Source organism: Corallococcus sp. CA041A (genome assembly GCF_003612075.1).
Taxonomy (GTDB): Bacteria; Myxococcota; Myxococcia; order Myxococcales; family Myxococcaceae; genus Corallococcus; species Corallococcus exiguus.
Genome location: NZ_RAWF01000006.1, coordinates 13,629 through 39,332, shown reverse-complemented (window position 1 = coordinate 39,332; position 25,704 = coordinate 13,629). Strand labels below are relative to the sequence as shown.

The following is a 25,704-nucleotide window of genomic DNA, read 5'->3' as shown; positions in this document are numbered from 1 at the left end:
GACTACTGCCGCGCGCCTGCGTCGAGCAGCCGCAGCGGCGTATCCCGTCCCATGGCGATGAAGGGCGCCCAGTAGTGCGGATGGGGCTGCGCCCTTCGCAGCTCCCGCATCGCTTCACGCAGCGCCGTGGCCAGGCCCTCGCCGCCGAGCAGGTGGCGATAGTAGGTCTCCATCAACGTACGCGTCGTCGCGTCGTCCACCTTCCAGAGACTCATCACCACCGTCTCCGCGCCCGCCACCAGGAAGGCCCGGCGCAGGCCGTAGACGCCCTGGCCACGCCGGACCGCGCCCCGGCCGGTGTCACACGCGGACAGGACCACCAGCTGCGTGCCCCACAGGTCCAGGCCCGCCAGCTCCAGCGCCGTCACCAGCGCGCTGTCGGAAGCACTCTTCTCCGTCTCTCCCGCGAGCAACAAGCCGGAGCGCAGCAGCGGATCCGGCGGGCGCGCGGCCTGCGGATCCTCGCCCAGCGCTCCGAAGGTCGCGACGGCTCGCGCGTTCTCGGGCGCGGCGGCGTCCTCCAGGAAGAAGCCGTGGGTCGCCAGGTGGAGGATGCCCGGCGTGCTCAGGTGCAGCAGCCGCTCCTTGGTCGCCTTCGGTCCCAGGAACAGCTGAGCCTGCGGGAACAGGCGCTGGATGGCCTCCGCCTCCTCCCGCGAGCCCGGCAACGGAACCGGCGCCCAGTCACGCGCCACCAGGTCCTCGCGCCTCAGCGAAGGCGAACGCTCCGCCACCACGGACGCGCCTCCCGCGGGGAGCGGGGACGTCTGGAGCCCCGTGTTGAACGCGGGATCCGCCAGCACCACCACCGAGGACGCCGGCCTCCGCTGCTGGGGCCGGGGCAGCAGATCCTTCCCGGAGGTGACGTAGGTGAAGTCGTAGCTGTCCACCAGGTACCGCCGGCCGTCGTGCAGCGCCGCGAAGGGCACCAGCGCCAGCTGACCATCCGGTGAGAGGAAGAGGCGGCGGGCCTTCCCCAACAGCGGGAGCAGCGGTTGGAACGCGAGCCGGTAGAGCGCGTGCGCGGAGTCCTCGAAGGCGGCGTCCCGGCGGGCCAGCGCGTCACGCAGGCTGGAGGCCGCGGCTTCGATGGGCGCCGCGGGCCCCAGGTCCAACGCGCGGATGTTCCCGTCGGGCAGCAGCACCAATGCCAGACAGCGGAGCTGGGCCGTGCCCCTTCCCAACACGAGGGGACGGTCCTCATAGGTGATGAACTCCACGAGGGCACCATCGTCCGGCAGGGCTCCCGCGACGCGGTCGACGATGTCATCCGGCGCGGGCAGCGCGGCCAACGCGCGCAGCGGCGCGGAACGGCTGGCGAGCGTCGCCTCCAACGCATCGCCCTGCTCGGTCAGCGCCGTGAGCTGTCGCTGATAGGAGGACGGCGTGAGCGCTCCGGGCCCGTGGAGCGAGAGACTGGCCAGCTGGGTGCGCAGCTTGCGCAGCTGCTCGAAGGTGCCGCGCTCCTCCGCGCCCAGGCTCCGGTAGACCGCTCGGGAGATGTCCGCCGTCTCCTCCACGGAGCGGCCCTTGAGCAGCAACGCGGCGCTCAATGCCAGACGCCGGACGTTGGCGGAGTCCGGGTGCGCTCGCACGAGCGCGTAGAGCTGCTCCTCGTCCGCGCGCAGGTGCTGGAGGAAGCTGGCCAACCGGGCCTCGGAGAACTCGAGCGCCTCGCGACGCAGGCGCTGCTCGGAGACTCCGAAGGCGCGCGTGAACAAGGGCACCGCGTCGTCCAGGCGGTGCTGCGCCAGACGCAGGAGCGCCAGGTTGTTGAGCGACGCAGCGAGGTCCGGATGATTCCGGCCCAGCACGGCTTCACGAATCGCCAGCGCGCGCTCGTAGAGCGGCTCCGCCTGGCTGTACTTCCCCTGGTCCCGGTAGAGCGTGGCCAGGTTGTTGAGCGACCCCGCGACGTCCGGATGCCTCTTGCCGAGAACCTCCTCCCAGATGGCCAGCGCCCGCGCGTAGAGCGGCTCCGCCTGGCTGTACTTCCCCTGCTTCCGATACAGCGTGGCCAGGTTGTTGAGCGACGCCGCGACGTGCGGATGGTGCGTTCCGAACGCCTTCTCCCAGAGGGCCAGCGCCCGCGCGTAGAGCGGCTCCGCCTGGCTGTACTTCCCTTGCGCCTGGTAGAGCGTGGCCAGGTTGTTGAGCGCGGCGGCCAGGTCCGAAGGGCTGCCGTCCGTCGCCGCCTCGCGGATGGCCAGCGCCCGCGCGTAGAGCGGCTCCGCCCGGTCATACAGCCCCTGGTCCTGATAGAGATTGGCCAGGTTGTTGAGCGAGTCCGCGACCAACGGATGCTTCTTGCCCAGCGCCTCCTCCCGGATGGAGAGTGCGCGCAGGCCCAGCGGCTCCGCCCGGCCGTACTGGCCCTGGTCCTGGTAGAGCGTGGCCAGCGTGTCGAGCGAGTCCGCGACCAGCGGATCCTCCTTGCCCAGCGCCGACTCGCGCAGGGCGAGCGCCCGCACGTAGAGCGGCTCTGCCCGGCCATACAGCCCCTGCTCCCGGTAGAGCAGCGCCAGGTTGTTGAGCGAGTCCGAGACGGTGAGGTGATGCTTGCCGAGCACGGTCTCCCTCAAGTCCAACGCGCGCGAGTAGAGCGGCTCCGCGCGGCTGTAGAGCCCCTGCTGCTGGTAGAGGTTGGCCAGGTTGTTGAGGGACTCGGCGAAGGCGGACTGGTTCTCGCTGAGGGTCACCTCCTGGCTGGCGAACGCCCCCATGCGGCGACGCTTGTCCAGGCTGAACAGGTTGTTCGTCCGCCGGGACATCGCGTGCCCATGGTCGTAGAAGCCCCCGGCCTGACGGTCCGTCTCCATGGCGGGCGAGGCGGCGAAGCCGAGCAGCCTGGCCACCGTGACGGCCTTCACCGCGTCGTCGTTCACCACCGCTTCCCGGATGGCCAGCGCGCGCTCGTGAACGACGCCCGCCCGGGCGAAGTCTCCCTGGAGGCGGTACACCTCCCCCAGCAGGCTCAGGCAGTAGGCGACGTCCGGATGCGAGTCCCCGAGCACGGCCTCCCGCAGCGCCAGGGCGTGCGCACCGGGCGCCACGGCCTCCGCGTACCGACCCTCCTCGTAGAGCGTCGCGGACTGCTCGTAGGCCTGGAGCGCGTCCTTCAGCCGCGGATCCGAGGGTTCCCGCCCCACCGGCATGAGCGAGGCACACCCCAGTGCCATCATCACCATGCACCCGAGAACCCACCGCATGCCGACTCCTCCTGGAGACCGAGGCTGACCCAGCCGCCTCCCCCCTGTCCGACTTAGAGGCAGGGACCCCAGGAATCATGCAGGAACATGTGCGCGGAGCGACGCCTACTGGCCATACCCCCGGAATTGCTGGAACACGCGCTCCATTTCCGCGTCGTCCAGCACCACGGGCTCGCCCAGTTGGAGCGCGCGCCAATACATGGCCGCCAGCGTCTCCACCTCCACCGCCAGCTTCCAGGCCGCGGCCAGGTCCATGCCCACGGCGACCATGCCGTGGTTGGCCAGCAGACACGCCTTGCGGCCCTCCAGGGCCACCATCATGTGCCTCGCCAGCTCCGGCGTGCCGAAGGTGGCGTACTCGGCGCACCGGATGTCCGTGCCGCCCGCCGCGGACACCATGTAGTGGAAGGCGGGGATGCCCCGGCGCAGGCAGGCCAGCGTGGTGCTGAACATGCTGTGCGTGTGCAGCACCGCGCCCACCTCCGGCCGCGCCTGGAAGATGTCCCGGTGCAGTTGCCACTCGGTGGACGGCTTGCGGTGGCCCTCGTGCGAGCCGTCGAAGCGCATGAGGACCAGGTCCTCCGGCGTCATCGTCTCGTAGTTCATCCCGGACGGCGTGAGGAGGAAGCCGCCCTCCACCCGCTGGCTCAGGTTGCCGGACGTGCCCTGGTTCAGCCCGGAGGTGTTCATCCGCCGCGAGGTGGCCACCATCGCCTCGCGCAGTGCCTGGTGGCCCCCCGCCCCGCTCACTTCGCGGGGCTCCGCTGAGCGCGCCGCTCCGGGAAGAGGGACAGCATCCCCTCCTCCGTCGCGGGACACACGCCGCGCTCCGTGACGAGCGCCGTCACCAGCCGCGCGGGCGTCACGTCGAACGCGTAGTTCGCGGCGGGGCTCCCCGGAGGCGTAATCCGCACCGTGGCGATGTCTCCCGAAGGCAGCCGGCCCGTGACGTCACTGAGCTCCGTGCCGTCACGCTGCTCGATGGGGATCTCCTTCACGCCGTCCTGGATGGTCCAGTCGATGGTGGGCGACGGCAGCGCCACGTAGAACGGCACGCCGTTGTCCTTCGCGGCCAGCGCCTTCAGGTACGTGCCGATCTTGTTCGCCACGTCCCCGCGCGCGGTCGTGCGGTCCGTGCCGACGATGCACAGGTCCACTTCCCCGTGCTGCATCAGGTGCCCACCGACGTTGTCGGCGATGACCGTGTGCGGGACGCCGTGCTGTCCCAGCTCCCACGCCGTCAGCACCGCGCCCTGGTTGCGCGGGCGGGTTTCATCCACCCAGACGTGCAGGGGCAGGCCCGCGTCGTGCGCCAGGTACATGGGAGCCAGCGCCGTGCCCCAGTCCACCGTGGCGAGCCAGCCGGCGTTGCAGTGCGTGAGCACGTTGAGCCGCCCCTTGCGGCCCTTCTTGTCCCACGCCTCCTGGAACAGCTTCAGCGCGTGCTCGCCGATGGCGCGGTTGATGGCCACGTCCTCGTCGCACAGCGCCGCCGCGTGCCGGTACGCCGCCTCCACGCGCTCCGACGGCTTCAGCGGCGCGAGCACCTGGCGCATCCCGTCCAGCGCCCAGTGCAGGTTCACCGCCGTGGGCCGCGTGGCCCGGAGCATGGTCAGCGCCTTCTCCAGCGCGCCGTCGGACGCGTCCTGGCGCATGGCCAGACACACGCCGTACGCCGCCGTGGCGCCGATGAGTGGCGCGCCGCGCACCAGCATGCTGCGGATGGCATGGCCCGCTTCGTCCGCCGTGGACAGCTTCACCTTCACGAACGCGTGCGGCAGGCGCGTCTGGTCGATGACGCCGACGCTCCAGCCGTCGGACTCGACCCAGATGGAGCGCATCGGAACGCCTTGGACTTTCATCGCCGTGTCTTCCTTGTCCGGCCGTTCAGCGCTTGAGGACGCGGCCCGCCACCGCGGAGAGCTTCTCCACCATGGCCGGGTCGCGCGCGTCGGGCGACGTCATGATGGCGTGCTCCAGCGCCGTCTGGCAGCCGGCGTGGCACGGGGTGGAGTGCTGGCTCACGAGCGGCGCGATGTTCTTCACCACCCCGCGCGCCTTGCCCGCGTTGCCCAGCAGCACCGCGATCACCTGATCCACCGTCACCGCGTCGTGGTCCGGATGCCAGCAGTCGAAATCCGTGACCATCGACACGCTCGCGTAGCAGATCTCCGCCTCACGGGCGAGCTTGGCCTCCGGCATGTTGGTCATGCCAATCACATCGCAGCCCCACTGCCGGTACATCTTGCTCTCCGCCAGCGTGGAGAACTGCGGGCCCTCCATCACCAGGTACGTGCCACCGCGCACGACCTTGATGTCCAGGCCCTCGCACGCGGCCATCACCGCGTCACCCAGGCGCGAGCACGTGGGCTTCGCCATGGACACGTGCGCCACCAGCCCCTGCGAGAAGAAGCTCTTCACGCGCGCGAAGGTGCGGTCCACGAACTGGTCCACCACCACGAAGGTGCCCGGCGGCAAATCCTCCCGCAGGCTGCCCACCGCGGAGACGGAGAGGATGTCCGTCACGCCGCTGCGCTTGAGCGCGTCGATGTTCGCGCGGAAGTTCAGCTCCGACGGCGGAATCTTGTGCCCGCGACCGTGGCGCGGCAGGAACACCACCGGCTGGTCGCCGATGCGCCCGAAGCAGAACTCGTCCGACGTCTCACCGAACGGCGACGACACCCGGCGCCACGAGACATCCGTCAGGCCATCAATCTGATACAGGCCGCTGCCGCCGATGATGCCCAGCACGGGCTTGTTGGAACTCGACATGGGGGAGGCTCCGCTCCGGGAAAGCTCGGGATGAGGAATCAATTCAAGACACGTGCGCGAACGGGTCGAGCGACGTGAAGTCGTGGAACACCGGGTGCCCGTGGCCCGGCGGCAGGGCCACCTCGCCCCGGTCCAGGGCCGCGGTGCGGAAGCCCGCCTGCTTCGCCGCGTCCAGCTCCGCCGTGTTGTCGGAGAGGAACAGGATGTCGCCGGGAGGCAGCTCCAGCGCCTGGGCAATCTTCGTGTACGACGGCGCCTCCACCTTGGGTCCGGTGGTGGTGTCGAAGTAGCCGGAGAACACCGGCGTCAGGTCCCCTTCCACGCTGTAGCCGAAGATGAGCCTCTGCGCGGCGATGCTGCCGGAGGAATAGACATACAGGCGCAGGCCCTTGCTGTGCCATTCACGCAGGGCCCGGGCCGCGTCCGAGTGGACGTGGCCCTTGATTTCGCCGCGCGCGTAGCCGTCCGCCCAGATGAGCCCCTGGAGCGTCTTGAGCGGCGTGGCCTTGCGGTCCTCGTCCAGCCAGCGCTGGAGCAGCGCGACGGTGCCCACCTCGTCCAGGCCGGGCTCGCCCGCGAGCGTGCGGGCGTCGGACAGGCACTGGCGCACGGCGGCCTGCTGCCCGTGCGTGGCGATGTACTCCGCCAGGTGCTTCCGGGCGAAGGGGAAGAGGACGTCCTTCACGAAGGCGATGGAGCTGGTGGTGCCTTCGATGTCCGTGACGACCGCCTTGGGGGCACTCACGGCGCGTACTTGGGGAAGCGCTCGGCGATGGTCTCGCCGGTGAAGTGGCCCACCCAGCCATCCGGGCGGATGAAGAAGCGGATGGCGGCGAACCGGGGCGCGGCGCCCATGTCGAACCAGTGCTTCATGCCTTCCGGCACGCTGATGAGGTCGCCCCGCGTGCACTCCACCTGGAAGACCTTGTCGCCCGCGTGCAGGTAGAAGCAGCCGCTGCCCTCCACCATGATGCGCGACTCGTCCTCCGTGTGGGCGTGCTCGGAGAGGAACTTCGCGCGGGCGGCCTCCACGTTGGGCGCGTCCGGCTTGATGCGCGCCACGTCCACGGTGTTGTAGCCGTGGGCCTTCATCTCCGCGTCCACCACGTGCTTGTAGGCCGCGAGGACCTCTTCCTGGCCCGCGCCGTCCGGCAGGTCCACGGACGCGTCCACGCGCTCGAAGCGCACGCCCGCGGGCTTCAGCTCGCGACGGATGTCCTCGGGTTCGGTGAAGACGCCCAGCGGCGCCTCCGGCTGGTGGTCGTTGTAGACAATCAGCTTGCTCATCGCCGCACCTTCATCTTCTCGAGTTCGTACGTCAGCAGGTGTTCCAGCGCCACCACATGGCGGCGGGCCTCGGCCATGCTCCGGCCCCAGGTGTAAAGCCCGTGGCCGGCAATGAGATACGCGACCAGGTCCGTGCGTTTCGCGAGCATCGCGGTCACCTTGTCCGCGAGCCGGGGGATGTCCTGGTCGTTGGGGAAGATGGGGATGGACACCGCCGCCTCGTGCGTGCGCGTGTCGCCCAGGGCCTTGAGCAACTCGAAGTCCTGGAGCACCAGCTCGCCCTCCGGCAGTCGCAGGTTCGACAGGAGCGCGGCCACCACGGAGTGCGTGTGCAGCACGGCCTGCGCCTCCGGCCGGTCTCTGTACAGCTGCAGGTGAAGGGGCGTCTCCGCGGACGAGCCCTTGGGCGGCGGCGCGTGGATGTCCGCGACCAGGATGTCCGCCTCCACCAGCTCGCCCTTGTCCACGCCGGAGCGGGTGACGGCGGCGGTGCGGGCATCCAGCCTGCGGGAGAAGTTGCCACTGGTGGCGGGCACGAAGTTGCGCACGCTGAGGAAGCGGCCCACTTCGACGATTTCACGGGCCGCTTCGGACAGGGTCGCGGCGGGGGCCGGGTCGATGCTCATCCATCCCTCGGGGGAGCTTGAGGACGCGATGAAACATCGCGTTGATGACACCGAGCATAATCCGGCGCTCACCGGTAGGCGCAAGGGAACGCAACGCAGGACGTCATGCGTCCTGCCGGGCCGCTCAGGTCCCGTCGAGCGCGAACTTCGCCAACCGCGCGAGATCCTGCTGACCCTCCCGCTCCAGCACGTCGTTGTGGCCCGCGCCTGGCACGGTCACCACGAGGGCGTGCGGGAAGCGCTGGCCCAGCGTGCGGCCCATGTCCACGGGGACCACTTCGTCCTGCTCGCCATGGATGATGAGGACGGGGATGGGGATGTCCTTGGCCTTGTCGAGCGACTGGTAGCGGTCGCGCATCAGCAGCGACACGGGCAGGAAGGGCATGGTGCGCTGGCCCATGGCGACCATGGACGTGTACGGGGACACCAGCACCATGCGTGCACCGTAACCGCGCCGGGCCATCTCCACGGCGACGCCGGTGCCCAGGCTGCGTCCGCTGAGCACGATGTCCTCTGGCTTCACGCCCTGCTCACGGAGGAACTGGAGCGCGGCCTCCGCGGACGCGTACAGACCCGCCTCGGACGGACTGCCCGGCGACGCGCCGTAGCCGGGGTACTCGACCGCGAGGAAGCCCAACCCCACGTCCCCGAGCGCCTGGCCCAGGCCCTGCTGCCACAGGAGCTGCTCGCCGTTGCCGTGGAAGTGCACCACGGTGCGGGCTCCCGGAGGCGCGGGCAGATAGAAGCGGTCCACGTTGAGGCCCGAGGCCAGCGGTACCACGCCGAAGCCCGGCTGGTCGCGCAGGTTCGCGGGCTCCGTGTGGGGCGCGGGGTAGATGAGGGAACGCTGCGCGGCGAAGGCGAGGGCGCACAGCGCGAGGTACAGCATGCCAGTGACGAGGACGAAGGCCATGAGGAGGCGGCGAAAGCGTTGCACGCCGCCAGTCCATCACACCGTGCGCGTCCGAGGCGACACCCGTGATGCGCCCGTCCGTCTCAGTGCAGCATCGCGCCGAAGAGCGACATGCCCAGGTTCACCGCCGACGCGATGACCAGGCCCGCGCCCACCAGGCCCGCCACCGTGAGGGCCATGGGGTTGCGGTCCGCGGCGCGCAGGCCCTTGTGCAGGGTCTTCTTCAGCATCGTGCGCTGGCAGTGCACGTGGATGCGGCCCTCCAGCGCGGCCTGCAGCTGCGCCACCATGTCGTCCACGGACTCGAAGCGCTCCTTGGGGTCCTTGCTCATCCCCTTCTTCACGAACCACATCAGCTCCGCGGGCACCGGGCCCTGCGCGCTGTTCTTGTGCATGGACCCCATGTCCAGCGTGCGCTTCTGCACCGCCGTCATGATGTCCGGCACCGACTGGATGCCATCCAGGTAGTGCGACAGCGACAAGAGCTCGTGGAAGAGGACCGACAGGCTGTAGACGTCGCTGCGCGCGTCCATCGTGTCGTGCTCGCCGCGCGCCTGCTCCGGGGACATGTAGAGCGGCGTGCCCACCACGGAGCCCAGCTCCGTGTGCAGCGGCCGGGCCGAGTGCAGGTCCGTCGGCGTGCCCTCCGGGAGGGCCCTGTCGGAGGCCGCACCCACGCGGCGCGCGAGGCCCCAGTCCAGCACCGTCACCTCGCCAAAGGGGCCCACCATGATGTTCGCGGGCTTGATGTCGCGGTGGATGAAGCCCTTGCCGTGCGCGTACGACACCGCGTGCAGCACGCCCAGGAAGATCTGCACCCGCACCTGGAACGGATAGCGCACCAGCGCGTCCAGCTCCGAGTGGCGCAGCCGGGCGATGATGGACTCCAGCGTCTCGCCCTTCAGGTGCTTCATCAGGAAGTAGTACCGGCCCTGCTCATCCACGCCCACGTCGTGCACGGGCGCGATGTTCGGGTGGTCCAGCATGCCCACCGTGCGGATCTCCTCCACGAAGCGCAGCACGCGGTCCAGGTCCGCGCCCGGAGGCAGCCGCTTGAGCGCGACCTCCCGCTCGATGTCGTGGTCGCGGATGAGCACCACCTCGCCCATGCCGCCCTGCCCCAGCGGGCGCACTTCTTCAAAGCGTTCGCGCTGCAGCGGCACCACGCTGGGCTGCTGGCCCTTCCACTCCACGCGCGGCAGCACCGTGTTGCGTCGCTGGGTCGTGGACCCACCGGGCGCCAGCGTGGGCGCCAGCGCGGCGGCTCCCGAGTTCGGAGAAATGAGCGTGTTTTCCAGGCCGACCGCGAGCGTTTGACTCATGGGACGCCAGGAATAGCAGGCACTCCCCGCGCGCGCCCACATACGCGCAGTCCATGATGCAAACGCGCGAAACTACAAGGCCAGCAGGCGGCCAGGCGTCACCCCGCGGGGGTGAAAGGCACGTCCAGCACCGGCAATTTCGTAGCGCCGGGCAGGTCGTAATGCCACCACTCCATCCGGTTGCGCTGGAAGCCGGCGCCCTCCATGGCCTTGCGCAGCACCTCGCGGTGTTCGCGTGAGGCGGGGGTGCCGCCGGTGTAGCCGTGGTGCGCCGCGGGGGTGAAGTCGTCGAAGGGGGTGGGCATCTCCACCTCCGCCCCGTCCTTCGTCACCAGGGTCAGGTCCACCGCCCCACCCCGGTTGTGGTTGGAGCCCTTGCGCGGGTCCGCCACGTAGCCGGGCTTCGGCAAAATCTTCCACATCTCGTACTGCACCGCGCGCGGCCGGTAGCAGTCGAACACCTTCAGCCGGTAGCCCAGGGGGCGCAGCGCGTCCGCGGCCTGCGTCAGGCGCTTCACCGAGTCCGGCAACAACAGACACCGCGCGCCATCCGGATACACCTGCCGCTTGAGGAAGTTGTCCTTCGTCGCGTAGCGCAGGTCCAGCACCAGGTCCGGGATGACGGTGGTCGCGTCCACCAGCTCCACCTTCGGCGCGGCGGGCTTCGGCTTCGCGGCCTTCGCATCCTCTGCGAGAACAGGGGAGCTTCCGAGCAGCGCCAGGGACAGCGTGAGGCCCGCCGCGGCGCGCATCAGCGCACCCCGTCCGTGTACACGGTGGGGTCCGGCACTCCCGCTTCCTGGAAGCCCTTGGCGCGCAGGAGGCAGCTGTCGCAGCGGCCACACGCGCGCCCCTGGGCGTCCGGGTCGTAGCAGGAGTGCGTCATCCCGTAGTCCACGCCCAGCTTCACGCCGGCCTGGATGATCTGCGCCTTGGTGAGGCCGGAGAGCGGCGCGTGCACCTTGAAGGTCGCGCCCTCCACGCCCGCCTTGGTGGCCAGCTGGGCCATGGTCTCGAAGGAGCGGATGAACTCCGGGCGGCAGTCCGGATAGCCGCTGTAGTCCACCGCGTTGACGCCGATGTAGAGGTCCGTGGCGCCCACCACCTCCGCCAGGCCCAGCGCCATGGAGAGGAACAGCGCGTTGCGAGCGGGCACATAGGTGACGGGCACGTCGTGGGACATGTCGTCCTCCGAGCGGTCCTTGGGCACCGGGATGTCGTCCGTGAGGGCGGAGCCGCCCACCTGCCGCAGGTCCACCGTCACCACGCGTACGTCGCGCACGCCCATGATGGCCGCGACCTTCTTCGCCCGCTCCAGCTCCACCGAGTGGCGCTGTCCGTAGGCGATGGACAGGCACACCGGCTCGAAGCCGTCCGCCTTCGCCATCGCCAGGCACGTCGTTGAGTCCAGGCCTCCGGACAGGAGCACCACCGCACGCTTCGCCATTCCATCCTCCACTTCGGGGCGGCGCACGTTACACGACGGGGACAGGCCCCGGGTGTTTCAGTCGATGCGGTCGCCGCTCACCGTGTACACGGTGGTGCAGGTGACCGGGTTGCATTTGCAGCTCGCTCCCTTGCCCGGCAGGAAGATGTCCGTGAGCGAGCCGCACGCGAGCGACACGTCGTAGCCGTTCTCCGTGGGCGCGGGGAGGTCGCCCTCCGGCACGCCGCCGTCCAGGCGCTTGCAGTCGCGGGCCACGTTGCGCGCCTGGCTGTCGCTCAGGAGCATGACGTTCATGGCCTCCTCGATTTCGGAGTCCTCGCAGCCGGTGCCGCACGAGTCGCGGCGCGCGACGGCGCGGTGGGTGGAGGACACGCTCTGGCCGGTGTAGCCCGCGTCGCGCGAGAACCCCTGCACGGTGAAGAAGCCCGTGCCCGCGTCCGTGTCGCGGGAGAAGGTGCCCTCGAAGTAGAAGCTGCCCGCGTCGTCCAGCTGCGCGAAGTCTCGCGCGCCCGCGTCACACGTGGTGCGCGCCGCGTCCAGCTTCGCCTGGAAGCGGAACGTCCCCATCACCTGGTTTCCCGGGTAGACGGGGTCGGAGAAACAGCCCACCGCCACGGCCAGGACCGCCGCGGGGAAGAGCGCCACTGCCAGTCGCTTCAGGTGCATGAGGCGCTCCAGGTTAGGCGTCCAGCGACGCCAGGGCCAATTGGCGGAAGGCTTCGCTGCGGGACAGCACCGCACCCACATCCACGCTGGCCGGGTCACCGCCACGCACGTCCGAGTCCAGCCGCGCCAGCACGCGCCCCGCCGCCAGCGTCGCGGGCATCGCACGCCAGGCCGCCACCGCCGCGTCCTCCCACGTCAGCACCGCGCCGGGACGGGTGAGCTCCACGCCCTCCGAGCCCAGCGCCAGCGCCAGCGCGCACAACCAGCCCAGCTCCACCGCGCCGAAGCAGCCCAGCGCGCCCGCGCCCAGCACCAGCGCGTCCGGCGACGTGAGGTACGCCTCCACGCCGCCGCGAGGGTCCACGGACACGCGGACGGCTTCCGCGCCCAGCGACTCGAGCACCGGCTTCAGCGCGACGTGCAGCCGCGCGAGGCTCGACTCCGTCACCGGCACCAGGCCGTCCGGCTCCGGGTGCTGGAAGTCCTGCGCGGGACGCTCCAGCCTGGACACGGGCGCGCGCGGCGCGGGGGCGTCGCTGCTCACGAGCGCGGCGCCGATGCCGTCCGTGCGCTCCGCCTCCGGACGTCCCAGGGCGTGCAGCGCTTCCGCGTACAACGTCCAGCCGTCCACGTCCGGCCACTTCTCACGCAGGAGCGCGGGCCAGAAGCGCACCGCGAGCACCGCGCCGTCCGGGGACGGAGAGAAGCGCTCGGTCACCCACCGCGTCAGCGCGGGCGTGAGCTGATTCGCGTCCGCGAGCCGCTCCGCCAGGCGCACCGCCGGGCCCACGAGCTGCGCGTCCAGGTAGCCACGGAGGATGACCTCCAGCTCCGCGGGGTCCTGCGTGAGGCGCTCGCGCAGCCGCAGCGCTTCGCCCACCAGGCCGCGCGCTTCCGCGAACTTCACGCGGCGGGACAGCCGCTCGTCCGTGTCCGGGAGCTGCTCCAGCTGCGAGGCCGCTTCGGCCCAGCGCTGCTGCGCTTCGTAGGCGTCCGCCAGGCGCTCGCGGTACGGCGTCCACGCGTCGGAGCCCGCGAGCTTCGCGAGGGTGTCCGCCAGCGTGAGGAACACCGTCGACTCGCGCGCCTCGTCCACCAGCGCGAGCAGCGCCTGCACGGCAGCGAGGCTGTCCGCGTCGTCGGTGAGGGCGGCCTCGAAGGCCTCGCGCGCCTCGGCGGGCTGGGCCAGCGGGCCTTGCAGCAGCTCACCGCGCTCCAGGTGCAGCAGCGCGCGCGACTTCGCGTCCTTCGTGTCCTGGGCGATGAGCGCCAGCGTGCGCTCCGCGGACTCCAGGCGGCCCAGCTCGCGCTCCAGGGCGTAGCGCTCGCGCAGCAGCTCCTCGCGGCGCGCGGGCCAACCGTCAGCGGCGAAGGCCAGGGACTCCAGCCGCGCGGACTCTGGCAGCGCGCGCACGCGGGCGAGCACCGCTTCGGCCAGGGCTTCCGGCTCCAGGCCCAGCTCCGGCAACAGGAGCATCAGGCGCGCGCCGAGTCCGGGCTCTCCGCCCAGTTCCTCCAGGGCGCGCAGGCGCGCGAACACCGGGGCCGGACGGGCGCGCAGCACCTCGTCTCGCAGCGCCACGGCGAAGGCGGCGTCACGTTCGTAGGACAGGGCCGCCAGCTCCAGCAGGCCTTCCCACTCCGAATCCTCGCGCAGTCCGTCCGCCAGCGCGGAGGCGTGGGCGGGGTCCGCGTCCGGCATCGCGACCAGGGCCCAGAGGGCCACGCGCGTGCGGGGCACGTCGCCCGCCTGCGCGGCCATGGCCAGCGCGTCGGTGTACTCGCCCGCGGCCATGGCGGGCGCGAAGCCCACGTCCAGGGCGCGCGCGAAGGCGCCCAGGCGTGCGAAGCGCTCGGCCAGCTCCGTCGCGGACAGCATGTCCGGCGCGTCGGTGGCGATGCGCTCGACGACCTCCAGCGCCTCGCCCATCTCGCCCGCCTTCTCCCAGAGGCCGGCGGCCTCCAGCAGCAGCGGGGGACGCTCCTCCGGGGCGGCGAGCCGGGCCGCCTGCAACAGCGCGCGGGCCGCTCGGGGCGCGTCTCCGGAGGCGCGGTGCAGGTGCGCGACGAGCAGCGCGGCGCGCAGGTCCGGCTCCGTGGCGACGGCGGCCTTCGCGGCCTTCAGCGCGTCTTCCAGCAGCCCCGCCTTCTCGAAGGCGCGGGCGGCGGCCACCAGCAGCGACACGCGCTGCTCGCCCGACGAGAGCTCCGCGCGGGCCACGCGCACCTCGGCGCGGCGCGCGTGCGCATCACCGAGCAGCGGCTCCAGGGCCTCCAGCGCGTCGGCGTAGCCGGCACCGGAAGCGCCTCGCGCCACCACGACCTCCAGCGCGTCGCGAGCGGCTGCCTCGCGGGCCGCGTCCTTCGCCAGCCCCGCGAACTCCAGCCGGAGCACCGCGGACTCGTCCGCGTCATCCGTGAGCGGAATCAGCCGCTCCAGCGCGGCGAGCAGCTCCGTGGACTCCTTGCGCGCACGCAGGCCGTCCACCAGCGCGCGCAGGGCGGCCGGGTTCTCCGGATCCGCCTCCGCCGCGCGGCGCGTGAGGGCCCAGGCCGTGTCCGCGTCCGACAGCGACTCGTTCGCCACGGACGCGGCGGCGAGCAGCAGCTCCGCGGCGCGCGAGCCTCCCGCGGCCTCCGCGCCCGCTTCGTAGATGCCCAGCAGGTCGCCGTGGCGGCCCAGGGCGCGCAGGCCCTCCACCGCACGGTCGATGACGCCCGCGTCCGCCGGACGCAGCCGGGCCAGGGGCACCAGCGCGTCGATGGCCTCGCGCGGGTCGTCGAAGAGGTCGGCCGCGCGGCGCAGCAGCACCTCTTCCGTCGCCGCGTCCTGGGCCCTGCGCGCCAGCTGCAACGACGCCCGGTACAGCCCGGGGCCGTTGCCCGTGCGCGAGTGCACCTCCGCGAGCAGCGACAGCGCCTCACCGCCGCGCGCGCCCTCCGGCTCCAGCGATACCACCGCTTCGAAGGCATCCGCCGCGTCGTGGAACGCGCCCGACGCGAGCGACGCATGGCCCAGGCGCAGCCACGTGCGCACGCGCACCGGCACCGGCAGCGAGTCCCCGCCCAGCGCCAACACCCGGCGGTCATACGGCTGCGCGGCGGCGGGGCCTCCACCCTGGGCGGCCAGCTCGGCGCGCGCGCAGAGGGCGTCCACGTCACCGCCCGCGCGGCCCAGGTAATCGTCGAAGGCCTCCGCGGCCTTGAGCGCTTCGCCCGCGTCCAGCAGGCGCTGGGCCCGCTCACGCAACAGGGGCAGCGCGTCCTCGGGGTTCACGGCCTCCGCGCGCTGGCCCAGCAGGTCCGCCAGCCGGCGCACGTCTCCGGCGGCGCGCTCGCGCACGTGCTGGAAGGCCTCCGCGTTGGCGGGATCCAGCTCGAAGGCGCGGTCCTCGCAGAGGATGGCGCGCTCGCGGGCACCTTCTTCGCGGAAGGCGCTCGCGGCGGCGAGGTAGCTCGCGGCGGCCTCGGCGGGCGTCTGGCGCTCGGCGCGGCGGAGCATCAGCTCGGCCAGGGCCTGACGCTCGCCGCTCTCTTCCAGGAAGGCGCGGTGGCGCGTGAAGACGGGCTCCCGGAACGGATCCGCCTCCAGGAGGATGGCGTCGAACTCGGCGGCGTCCGCGGGGCGGCGCACCTGGTGCAGCAGCTCCGCGGCCTGCGCGGTCAGGTTCAGGTCGTCCGGCTTCGCGGCGCGTGCGGCGATGAGCGCGGCGGCGGCGGCCTCCGGCTTGTTCGCGCGGTCGCGGTAGAGGACCGCGGCCTGGTACAGCAGCGCCGCGTGACGGTCGGCGTCGAGCTCCGACTCCGCGCACTCCTCGTACCAGGCGGCCAGCTCCGCGAGCCGGCCGTCGCGCTCCAGCAACTCCGCGAGCAGACCTTCGGCTTCCGTGAGCCAGCGATCCTGGCGCAGGGCCTGGCGCAGGAAGCCCTCTGCCTTCGGCGTGTCCGAGAGCTCGCCCAGGTTCAGGCGGGCCAGGCGCAGCAGCACCGCCGCGCCCTCGCGCGTGCCCGTCATCCGGGGCAGCCCGCGCTCCCACCAGCGCGCCTCGGCGGCCGCGTCGTCGCGGCGCTCGGCCAGGGCCGCGCCCATGCGCGCGGTGTCCAGCTCCGCGGCCAGACCGAAGGCACGCTCCAGCGAGGCCTCCGCCGCGTTCAGGTCCAGCTTCACGTCGCGCAGCAACTCCGCGCGGCGGCGCTCGCAGGCGGCGGCTTCGGCGTTGCGTTCACCAGCGGCGAGCAGGTCACGGGCGTTGGCGAGCGAGCGCAGCGCTTCGTCCGCGCGGCCCATCGACTCCGCGAGCCGGGCCTCCTCGTCGTAGGCCGCGAGCGCGGCGTCCACGTCCCCTGCCTGGAGGCTGAGCGCGGCCACCGGCTGGAGCTCCGCGAGGAGTTCCGACGTGCGGCCCGTCTCGCGGTAGAGGGTGACGAGCCGGCGGCGCAGCGGCAGCGGCTCCTTCGCCATCTGCGCCGCGTGGGACAGCAGCGATGCGGCGATGCCCGCGTCCGCCAGCGCCTCGCGCGCCCGCTCCGCCAGCGACACCAGCCGCGCGACGGTGTCCTCGGACGGCGCCAGCACGCGCGCGTGGGCGACGCGCACCTCGAAGGCACCGCGCGGGTCGTCGCGCTCCAGCAGCGCGGAGAGCCGCTCCACGGCGCGCTCGCACAGCGGACGCTCCGTGAGCAGGTACCGGTACGCGGTCACCGCGCGCTTCACATCGCCGGACTGCTCGGCCAGGTCTCCCAGGCGCAGGCTCGTGGCCTCCGCCGCCTCCGGGGCCGCGCGGAAGTCCGCCGCCTGGACCAGGGACTCCTGCAACGGCAGGGCTTCGCGCACCGCGCCGCGCAGGTAGAGCAGGTCCGCCAGCGTGGCCAGGTCCTCGCCCTTCGCGGGCACCCGCGCATGCGCGCGACGCGCCAGGGCCAGCGCCCGGTCCAGCTCCTGGGCCTGCCGCGCGTAGGTGACACCCTCGCGCAGCAGCGCCGCGGCCTCGGCGGCGTCGGCGTCCTCCGCCGCGGCCTCCAGCAAGCCCGCGGCCTCCAGCAGCTCGCCGCGACCGGCGACCAGCGACACCAGCCGGCGGCGCACCGCCGCGTCCGCAGGGGTCAGCCGCAGCGCCTGGCGCAGCGCGGCCTCGGCGGGCGCGCTCTGTCCCAAACGGTCGAGGTAGAGGCTCGCGAGCTCCGAGTACAGGGACGCGGCGGCGGCGGGCGGAGCATGGGGCGCCTCGGCGGCGAGCAACTCCGCGAGCCGGGCCCAGTCCTCCAGGTCGCGCAGCACGCGCTGCAACGCGAGCGTGGCCTCCTCGTGGCGCGGTGCCAGGCCGAGCGCGGCTTCCAGGTCGCGCGCGGAGGCCTCGCGGTCTCCCTGGCCTTCGAGCAGCGCGGCGCGCATCAGGAGCGCTTCCACGCGGCGGGCGATGGGCCCCTGGCGCGCGGCCTCGGCCAGCGCGGCGGCTTCGTCCGCGGGATTGCCGTCGCGGCGGGCCAGCTCGGCGAGCTGGAAGAAGGCATCGCACCGCGCGTCGGCGGGCGGCTCCAGCGAGATGGCGGCACGGAGCGCGTCTCCAGCGGAGGCGCGCTCGTCCTTCTCCAGCAGCACCGTGGCCAGGGCCAGCAGCCGCTCCCGGGCACGAGCGCCCAGGGTGGCATCGGCGGCCACGGCGCGGCGCCACGCATCCAGCTCGGCGGGCGCGTCCGACGCTTCGCGCGCCAGCTCCGCCAGCATCAGCAGCAGCGGCGCGGGCCGGCGCGACAGCTTCGCGGCCTGAGCGCAGTCGTCGCGCGCGGGACCCGTGCGGCCGGCGCTCCGGTGCAGCATGGCCCGGCGCGCGAGCAGTTCGGCGCGGGCTTCACCCGACGCCGCGGACACCAGCGTGCCCAGCAGCTCCAGCCGCTCGGACTCTTCTTCCAGCGTGCCCGTACCGGGCGGAGGCAGCAGCTCCAGCAGCGCCTGCGCCGCCCACGCGTCCTGCGGCTCCTCCGCCAACAGGCTGCGCAGCGAATCCGCCGAGGCGCTCGCGCGGCCCAGGGCGAGGCACAGCTCGGCCAGCTCACGGCGGGCCTGACGACGGGCGTCTCCGGAGAGGCGCGGCCACAGCTCCACCAGCAGGTCCGCCAGGGCCTCGCGGGCACCGGCCTTGCGGTGCAGCGCGGCCAGCTCCAGCCGCGCGTCCAGGTCCTCCGGCGTGCGCGCGCAGAATTCCGCGAGCAGGCGCCTCGCCGCGTCCGTGCGGTTCGCGCGCACGGCGGCGGTGGCGGCCTTGCGCGTGAGGGCCACGCGCTCCGCTTCACGCGGGGCATCCACGTCCGCGGGAGGAAGCGCCAGCACCGCCTCGAAGTCCTCCAGCGCGGCGCGAGCATCCGTGGCCAGCCGCAGCTCGCCCCGGCGGATGCGCGCGGGCGCGAACGTCGCGTCGCGCTCCAGCGCCTCGGCGAGGAAGGCCTCTTCGCGGCTCGTGCCGGCGGCCAGCAGCGACGCACGGAAGAGCAGCTTCGAGCCCGCCCGGGCATCCGGCACCAGCGTAGCCCGCCGCGCGTACAGCCGCGCCGCCTCCAGCTTCTCGCCGCGCTCCAGCTCCAGCTCGGCCAGGGCCTCCAGTACCTCCGCGGCGAGCGGCCCCTCGGGGCTCGCTTCCAACGCGGAGGCCAGGCGCATCAGCGCGGCGGCCTTCTCTCCACGCTCCAACAGGGCACGAGCGCTCTGGAGGAACAGCGGCGCCGCCTCCTCCGCCCGGTCCGCGCCCGCCAGCGCCTGCGCGCGCGTGGCCCACAGCTCGGCCAGCGCCTGCGTCTCACCGGCCTCCGTGTAGAGGGCCTCCAGCCGAGTGGCGAGCACGTCGTCCAGCCGCCGCAGCGGGAACGCCTGCGCGTACGCGGCGATGGCGCCCTCGCGGTCACCCAGCAGCTCGCACGCACGACCCAGCCGAGCGCGCACGTCCGCCAGCTTCTCCGGCGCCGCGGTGCGCGGCAGCGTGGCCAGCAGCGACTCCAGCGCGCGCCGGGCGTGCTCGGGCCGCTCGCAGCGCAGGCTCAGGTCCGCCAGGTCCAGCAGCACCGCCGCGTCCGGAGCGAGCCGCGCGGCCTTCTCCAGCGCCACCAGCGCGTCGCCCACGCGACCCAGCCGCGCCTCCAGCACGCCAGCCAGTTCGCGCAGCGCCGCCGCCGCCAGCCGCTTGTCACCCTGCGCTTCCGCCACCCGCGCGCGGTCCTCCAGCGCGGTGGCGAGCCCCGCCAGGTCGGAGCGCTTGCGCTGCAACGCGCACAGCTCGCCCAGCGCCGGCAGGTCGTCCGGCTCCGCGCGCAGCACCTCCTGCAACGCGTGAACGGCGAGATCCAGATCGAACGCCAGGTCGCGCGCGGCCACCGCGAGGCGTCGGTACTTCTGCGCCCGCTCCTTCGGCTCCGTCGTCAGCCGCGCCAGCGCCGCGAGGCAGCGGGTGAGCTGCGCGCCGTCGCGGCGGGCCTCGGCCAGCGCGAGCAGCGACTCCAGCGCGGGCCGGTGGTCGCCGTCCGCCTCCAGCGCGAGCGTGAGAAGCTTGTCGGCCTTGTCCGCCAGCTGGAGCTTGCCCCGGTACAGCTCGCCCGCTTCGGCCCACAGCGCGGCGCGGGCCTTCGGCTCTTCCTTCAGCGCGGCAGCCTTCTCCAGCGCCTCGGCCAGCTCCTGCGAGCGGCCGGTGACGCGGAAGTACGGAATCAGTTCTTCCAGCGCGACCGCGTCGCGAGGATCCAACGCGAGCGCCGCTTCCAGGTGCTCACGCGCCCGCGCAGGGTCGCCCAGCTTCGTGCGCGACAGGCGCGCCAGCGCGTGGTGACTCTCGTGCGCTGCATGACGCACGCTCTCCGAACGCGGAGCCGGCCCTGCCAGCTCCAGCGCCTGCTGGTAGCCGCTCAGGGCCTCCTGCAACCGGCCCAGTCCTTCGGCTACGCGCGCGGAGGCGAACAGCGGCTCCGGCTCACCGGGCAGCAGCGACACGGCCTCGCGGTAGCGCAGCAGCGCGTTCTCCGGCTGCTTCAGGCCCTCTTCCCACACCCGGCCCGCGAGCAGGTCCGCCTGTCCCACGCGGTCCAGCTCATGGCGCGCCATGGACACTTCGCGCAGCCGGTCCAGCGCCTTCAGCGCGCGCAGGTGCTCACCGCCGCGGTGGCACAGCTCGCCCAACAGCAGCAGCGCGTCCGGCTGGTCCGGCGACAAACGCAGCGCGGCCTCGCAGTGCAGCCGGGCCCCCGCGATGTCGTCCTCCGTCTGAGCGCACAGCCGCGCCAGATGCACGTGCGCGTCCGCGGCCTCCAACGGATCGCGAGCCAGGGCCGCGAGCCGCCGGTACGCCCGCACCGCGCCAGCCCGGTCGCGCGCCTGATCCGACGCGCGAGCCAGTGCCTTCAACGACGGCAGGTGGTCCGGCTTGAGGCCCAACAGCTCATGCAGTGCCTTCACCGCCACCTGCGGCGCGGTGTCGCGCGAGGAGCGCGCGGCGGCCTCGGCGGCGAAGAACGCAGCGGCCTCTTCCGAAGTACGACGGGCCAGCGCGCACAGCGCCAGGTAGCGCTCCGCCGCGCGGGCACCCTCGCCCCGGCGCTCGCGCACCACGGCCTCGCCCCACAGCGCCGCGGGGCTGCGGTCGCGTCGGCGAGACAGCGTGGCCGCCACGTCCAGGGCCAGGTCATGCGCCTGCGGATCCGCGACGAGCAGCGCCAGCAACCGCTCCGCCGCGAACGGGTGCGCGTCCTGCGCGTCACCGGCCTGGAGGTACGCCTGCCGAGCCTCCGCGAGCCGCCCCTGCGCGACCAGACCTTCCGCGTCCGCGAAAGCCCGAGCGCCCTCCAGCGCCAGCATCAGCTCCTCGTCCGGAGCGGCGGGCGGCGGCAGCCCTCCGGCGGCGAAGCGCAGGCGCAGACCGGTGCTGGAGACCTCCGCCGCGGACAGGCGAGCGGTGTCCAGCGTGGGCACCTTGTAGCCCCGGCTCAGCGAGGCCAGCTCGCACAGCGAGGGCAGCACGCGAGTGGAGAAGCCGGTGGCGCCTCGAACCTCCACGTCCGGCAGCAGACCCAGCGCGCCCACGGCCTCCGACAACAGGCCCGGCAGCTGCACCGACGGCGTGGCGGAGAAGCCATACAGCCGCACGTCGTAGACGTAGACGGCCAGCCGGTCCCCGTCCGCGTCGAAGGCGATCTTGAACGTGAACGGCGTGCGCTCCGGCGCCGGCAGCCGGCCCTGGCCCTCCAGGTAGCCGGGGCGGAAGTGCAGCCGCAGCTCCTCGATGCCCACGAGCCGCCCGGCCAGCTCCGCCACCTTGCGCGTGACCAGGTCCGCGTCGACCGTCAGCTCCAGGAAGCCGAAGAGCAGCTTCTTGCGCTGGTAGCGCGTGGCGCCCGCGCTGACGTTGAACGGGAAGCTGACGTCCGGAATCTGGAGCGCGAAGTCGGCGATGCGCAGCCCGGGCTGGACCTCCAATGCCGGAAAGCCCACGAACGCACGCCGATCCAACAGGCGAAGCTCGGGGGCGGCGCCTGAAGCAGGCGCTACGGGCTTGGGGGACTCGCTATCGGTGGCCATCGGAGGAGGCTGGGGAGGCTACCATGACCCCTAAGCCCTGGAATTTTTAGGCAAACCCTCGGTAGGGCGGCAGGCGGCGGGGCATGGCGTACCCAGGCGTTTCCCAGGTGATTCCGTCCAGGAGGAACGTCATGCGCCCAAAGCGGAAGCCGTGCAATATGCCGCGCCGTGCTGGCCCCCGACGCACTGGTCCTCGACGGTCGATTCCGGGTTCTCAAGCCCCTGGGCTCCGGGGGCATGGGTGAGGTGTACCTGGGTGAGCAGGTCTCCCTGGGCCGCAAGGTCGCCATCAAGGTCCTGCACCACGACTTGCACGCCCAGGCCGGCATGGCCGAGCGCTTCAAACGCGAAGCGCGCCTGCTCTCCGCCGTGGAGCACCCGGCGGTGGTGCGCATCGTGGACTTCGGCCAGTCCGGCGACGCCGCGTGCCTCGTCATGGAGTTCGTGGAGGGGCAGAGCCTCTACGACGCGCTCCAGGGCGGCCCGCTGCTCGCCCCCCGCGCGCTGGCGCTGCTCCAGCAGTTGGCGGAAGGGCTGGCCGCCATCCACGACAAGGGCATCATCCACCGCGACCTGAAGCCGGAGAACGTCCTCATCTCCCCGTCCGCGCGCGGGGAACAGGCGCGGCTGCTGGACTTCGGCATCGCTCGGCTGGTGGAGCCGGAGGCGGGCAGCGCGCTCAGCCAGGTGGGCGTGGTGCTGGGCACGCCGGAGTACCTGTCTCCGGAGCAGGCCGTGGGCGCGAAGGTGGACACGCGCAGCGACCTGTACTCCTTCGGGGTGCTGGCCTACCGCGTGCTGTCCGGGCGGCTGCCGTTCGACGGACCTTCACCGCGCCACTTCCTGTCGCAGCACGCCTCGCACGCGCCGCTGCAGCTGGATCGCGCGGCGCCGCAGCTGTCGCGCTACGTGGGGCTGCTGTCGCTGGTGATGCGGCTGTTGGACAAGGACCCGGCGAAGCGCCCGCAGACGGCGAACGAGCTGGCGGAAGCGCTGGGCCTGGCGCACGCGGCGCTGATGGCGTTCACCCCCAGCCAGGGCACGCCCATCGTCCACGCGAACGCGACGCCCTCCGCCGGCACGTCCGCCTTCGGATTGAACCCGGCGGCACCGGCCGGCCCGAGTTCGGGCACGGCGGCGTTCGGCGTGAATCCCGCGCCCGCGGGCCCGGGCTCCGGCACGTCGGCGTTCGGCGTGGCGCAGGCTGCGCCTCCGGTCACGGCGCCCCCGGTGCAGACCGCGCCGCGCACGGGCACGGCGGCGTTCGGCATGACGGGCCGGCTGACGGGCCCGCTGGGAGCGGTGACGGGCGGCGCGGTGGTGACGAAGGCGCAGAACGTGACGGTGATGCTCACCGACATCCAGGGCTTCACCGACCGGATGAGCCGGCAGACGCACGAGGAGAACGCGCGGATGCTGGACACGCACGACCGGCTGCTGACGCCGCTGGTGCGCGAGCACGACGGAAAGCTGGTGCAGAAGCGCGGAGACGCACTGGTCGCGATCTTCCGGGCCCCCAGCGCCTCCATCCGCTGCGGCATGGCGATGCAGCAGGCGCTGTGGCGCTACAACCAGACGGTGCCGCAAGAGCACCAGCTCCACGTCCGCGTGTGCCTGCACGCGGGCGAGGTGCTGGTGACGAACGACTCGGTGCTCGGCGAGCCGATGGAGGTCGTGAAGGCGGTGGAGCACGTGGCCGCCGCGGACGAGGTGACCTTCACCGAAGCCGTGAACATGGTGCGAAACCGCGCCGAGGCCGCCGCCGAGCCCTGCGGCACCATTCCCCTGCCCGGACGCGATGAGAAGGTGCAGCTGTACCGGGTGACGCGCGCGACGGAGGGCTCGCCGTTCGGCGTGGCGCTGGGCATCCCCGGCTCCGGGGCGAAAGTGTCACCACTGGCTGGGCTGGTCTCGAAGGCACGCGAGGGTGCGGCCCTCTTGCGGCAACGTCCGCTCGTGCAAGCTGGCGTCGCGGGAGCGCTGGTGCTGGTCCTGGCGGGTGCGGCCTGGACGGTGCACGCGAATGATCCGCTGGTGCAGGCGCGTGGGTTGCTGAAGGACGGCAAGCCCAAGGAAGCACTCCAGCGTCTGGACGCGCCAGGCGTGCCAAAGGACGCGGCGACGGCGCGGCTGCGCGCGTTGGCTAAGCACGCGGTGGGCGCGCACAACGAGGAGCACGCCCTCATCCTGGGCCTGGACAAGGCAGGCCGGGAGGCTCCGGAGATGCAGCTCCTGGACGGACTGGCCGAGGACTTCGGGGACAACGAGAAGGACCTCTCCGCGCGCAGGGCCCTGGAGGCGTTGCCCGCCACGACGGTGCGTTCCCAGCTCGAGTCCCTGGCCAAAGGGACTCCCTCGACGAAGCAGTGGGGAGCGCTGCGCTATCTGGACTCGAAGGACAACTCGGGCCTGGACCTGGTGGGGCTCTACTCCACGTCGTTGGAGTCCAGCGACTGCGGCGTGCGCACGAAAGCAGCGTTGCGACTGGCGAGCCTGGGCAACGCGGCCGCCCTGCCCGCCCTCACGCGCGCGGCGGGAAACCCTCCCGGCGGCAAGGCCTGCAACCCGCAGACGTTCAATCGGGCCATTGAAGACCTGAAGAAGAAGTCCGCGCCCTGAGCCCGGCGTGGCTCCGCGGACGCGCGTGTGGCACGCGGGCCACGCGATCCCCGCGAATCCGCTGTGCATCCATCTTGCACTCGCGGCGGGCCTCCCATGCGTTCCCCTTTCTGGAGCCTCATGAATCCACTGCGCTGCGGCCCTCTCCTGCTCCTCCTCACGGCCTGTGCCTCCACGCCCTCCGTGCCTCCTCCCCATTCCCAGGAGGAGTTCGTGCTCGCGAAGGACGTGCGTGTGCGGCGCATGGCGCCTGGCGTGTGGATGCATGTCACGGAAGCGAGCGGGGACTGGGCGGGTGTGACCGCGAACGGGCTCCTCGTGGAGGACGGTGACGCGTCCATCCTCGTCGACACCGGCTGGACGCCCGAGCACTCACAAGCGCTGCTCACCTGGGCCCGCGACACGCTCCACCATCCGGTGCGCGCCGCGGTGGTGACGCACTTCCACCTCGACCGGACTGGCGGCATCCCCACGCTCGACGCGCAGGGCATCCCCGTCCACGCTCGCGAGGACACCGCGCTCCGTGCGGGCAAGCAGGGCAACCCCGTTCCCTCGCGGCGGCTGGCGGATGCGCAGGACTTCGGACCGCTGTCGGTGTTCTTCCCCGGCGCGGGCCACTCGCCCGACAACCTCGTCGTCATGCACCCGGCGTCAGGCATCCTCTATGGCGGCTGCTTCATCAAGGACGCCCACGCCAAGAGCCTGGGCAACCTGGAGGACGCGGACGTCGCCGCGTGGCCGTCGAGTCTCCAGCGCGAGCGTGAGCACTTCCCCAACGCTCGCGTCATCATCCCCGGCCATGAGCAGCCCGGCGGACCGGAGCTGCTCGACCACACCGAAGCCCTGCTGAAGCGCTGAAACACGCGGTGCTTCAGTCGTCCCGGTGCGCGTGGCCCTTCTTCTTGCCACGCCCCGGGCCGTCCCAGTCGTCATCCCAATCGCGGCCCTTGCCCTTCACCTTGTCGTTCACCTTGATGAGGTTGCGCGAGTACGCGTCGTAGTCCAGGTGCAGGTGGCCCTTCTCGCCCCGGCCATCCACGCGGAACTTCACCTTCCACACGTTGTTGCCGGTGAGGTGCGCCTCCTGCAGGTCGCAGCGGTAGCCGCGCGAGCGGCACTGGTCGAACCCGCGCCGCACGGCTTCGTCGTAGTTCATCGCCACGGGGCGTGAGGGCGGTGGCGGCCTCGGATGCGGACGCGAAGGACGCGTCTCCGCCACGATGCAGCCGGACGACAGCAACAGGCTTCCCAGGAGCAGGGGCAGTCTCATGCGAGGGATGACGCCACACC

General features: G+C 72.3%; 16 protein-coding genes. 2 read left to right on the top strand and 14 right to left on the bottom strand.

What is annotated here, in order from left to right:
- Positions 1 to 2 precede the first annotated feature (2 nt).
- The 13 genes from D7V77_RS01845 to D7V77_RS01785 all read right to left on the bottom strand — a co-directional run bounded on the left by D7V77_RS01845 (position 3) and on the right by D7V77_RS01785 (position 21,795).
- A complete protein-coding gene (locus D7V77_RS01845; protein WP_120574547.1) occupies positions 3 to 3,209 on the bottom strand; it encodes a tetratricopeptide repeat protein in 3,207 nt (1,068 codons plus the stop codon).
- 105 nt (positions 3,210 to 3,314) lie between these two features.
- On the bottom strand, positions 3,315 to 3,959 hold the full coding sequence (locus D7V77_RS01840) for a class II aldolase/adducin family protein (RefSeq protein ID WP_120574546.1): 645 nt from the start codon (positions 3,957 to 3,959) through the stop codon (positions 3,315 to 3,317).
- Positions 3,956 to 5,071, bottom strand: coding sequence for an S-methyl-5-thioribose-1-phosphate isomerase (gene mtnA / locus D7V77_RS01835; protein ID WP_120574545.1), 1,116 nt, complete (start codon positions 5,069 to 5,071; stop codon positions 3,956 to 3,958). The genes D7V77_RS01840 and mtnA overlap by 4 nt, the downstream gene beginning before the upstream one ends.
- Before the next feature lie 25 nt (positions 5,072 to 5,096).
- Entirely contained in the window at positions 5,097 to 5,981 is an 885-nt protein-coding gene (locus D7V77_RS01830; protein WP_120574544.1) for an S-methyl-5'-thioadenosine phosphorylase, read from the bottom strand.
- 43 nt (positions 5,982 to 6,024) lie between these two features.
- Positions 6,025 to 6,726, bottom strand: coding sequence for an acireductone synthase (mtnC, locus tag D7V77_RS01825; RefSeq protein ID WP_120574543.1), 702 nt, complete (start codon positions 6,724 to 6,726; stop codon positions 6,025 to 6,027).
- The gene (locus D7V77_RS01820; RefSeq protein ID WP_120574542.1) at positions 6,723 to 7,268 is read right to left on the bottom strand and encodes an acireductone dioxygenase; all 546 of its coding nucleotides are present in this window, start codon (positions 7,266 to 7,268) and stop codon (positions 6,723 to 6,725) included. Before D7V77_RS01820 ends, mtnC begins: the two co-directional genes overlap by 4 nt.
- On the bottom strand, positions 7,265 to 7,894 hold the full coding sequence (locus tag D7V77_RS01815) for a methylthioribulose 1-phosphate dehydratase (RefSeq protein WP_120561323.1): 630 nt from the start codon (positions 7,892 to 7,894) through the stop codon (positions 7,265 to 7,267). Before D7V77_RS01815 ends, D7V77_RS01820 begins: the two co-directional genes overlap by 4 nt.
- Positions 7,895 to 8,018: 124 nt before the next feature.
- Positions 8,019 to 8,831 carry an alpha/beta hydrolase gene (locus D7V77_RS01810; RefSeq protein ID WP_120574541.1) on the bottom strand — a complete coding sequence of 271 codons (813 nt, stop codon included), beginning with the start codon at positions 8,829 to 8,831 and terminating at the stop codon, positions 8,019 to 8,021.
- A gap of 59 nt (positions 8,832 to 8,890) precedes the next feature.
- A complete protein-coding gene (locus tag D7V77_RS01805; protein WP_120574540.1) occupies positions 8,891 to 10,129 on the bottom strand; it encodes a serine/threonine-protein kinase in 1,239 nt (412 codons plus the stop codon).
- Between the two features lie 98 nt (positions 10,130 to 10,227).
- Positions 10,228 to 10,881, bottom strand: coding sequence for a D-alanyl-D-alanine dipeptidase (gene ddpX, locus D7V77_RS01800; protein ID WP_120574539.1), 654 nt, complete (start codon positions 10,879 to 10,881; stop codon positions 10,228 to 10,230).
- Positions 10,881 to 11,576 (bottom strand): 7-cyano-7-deazaguanine synthase QueC, encoded by a 696-nt coding sequence (queC, locus tag D7V77_RS01795; RefSeq protein WP_120574538.1) that lies wholly within the window; start codon positions 11,574 to 11,576, stop codon positions 10,881 to 10,883. Before queC ends, ddpX begins: the two co-directional genes overlap by 1 nt.
- Before the next feature lie 57 nt (positions 11,577 to 11,633).
- On the bottom strand, positions 11,634 to 12,242 hold the full coding sequence (locus tag D7V77_RS01790) for a hypothetical protein (protein WP_120574537.1): 609 nt from the start codon (positions 12,240 to 12,242) through the stop codon (positions 11,634 to 11,636).
- A gap of 13 nt (positions 12,243 to 12,255) precedes the next feature.
- Positions 12,256 to 21,795, bottom strand: coding sequence for a flagellar hook-length control protein FliK (locus D7V77_RS01785; protein WP_120574536.1), 9,540 nt, complete (start codon positions 21,793 to 21,795; stop codon positions 12,256 to 12,258).
- Between the two features lie 168 nt (positions 21,796 to 21,963).
- Here D7V77_RS01785 and D7V77_RS01780 point away from each other — a divergent pair, with 168 nt between their 5' ends.
- The gene (locus D7V77_RS01780; RefSeq protein WP_199733718.1) at positions 21,964 to 24,414 is read left to right on the top strand and encodes a protein kinase; all 2,451 of its coding nucleotides are present in this window, start codon (positions 21,964 to 21,966) and stop codon (positions 24,412 to 24,414) included.
- 120 nt (positions 24,415 to 24,534) lie between these two features.
- On the top strand, positions 24,535 to 25,272 hold the full coding sequence (bla, locus tag D7V77_RS01775; protein WP_233596593.1) for a subclass B1 metallo-beta-lactamase: 738 nt from the start codon (positions 24,535 to 24,537) through the stop codon (positions 25,270 to 25,272).
- 13 nt (positions 25,273 to 25,285) lie between these two features.
- On the opposite strand, the gene D7V77_RS01770 is transcribed toward bla, so the two are convergent.
- Positions 25,286 to 25,684 carry a hypothetical protein gene (locus D7V77_RS01770; protein WP_233596591.1) on the bottom strand — a complete coding sequence of 133 codons (399 nt, stop codon included), beginning with the start codon at positions 25,682 to 25,684 and terminating at the stop codon, positions 25,286 to 25,288.
- Positions 25,685 to 25,704: the final 20 nt, after the last annotated feature.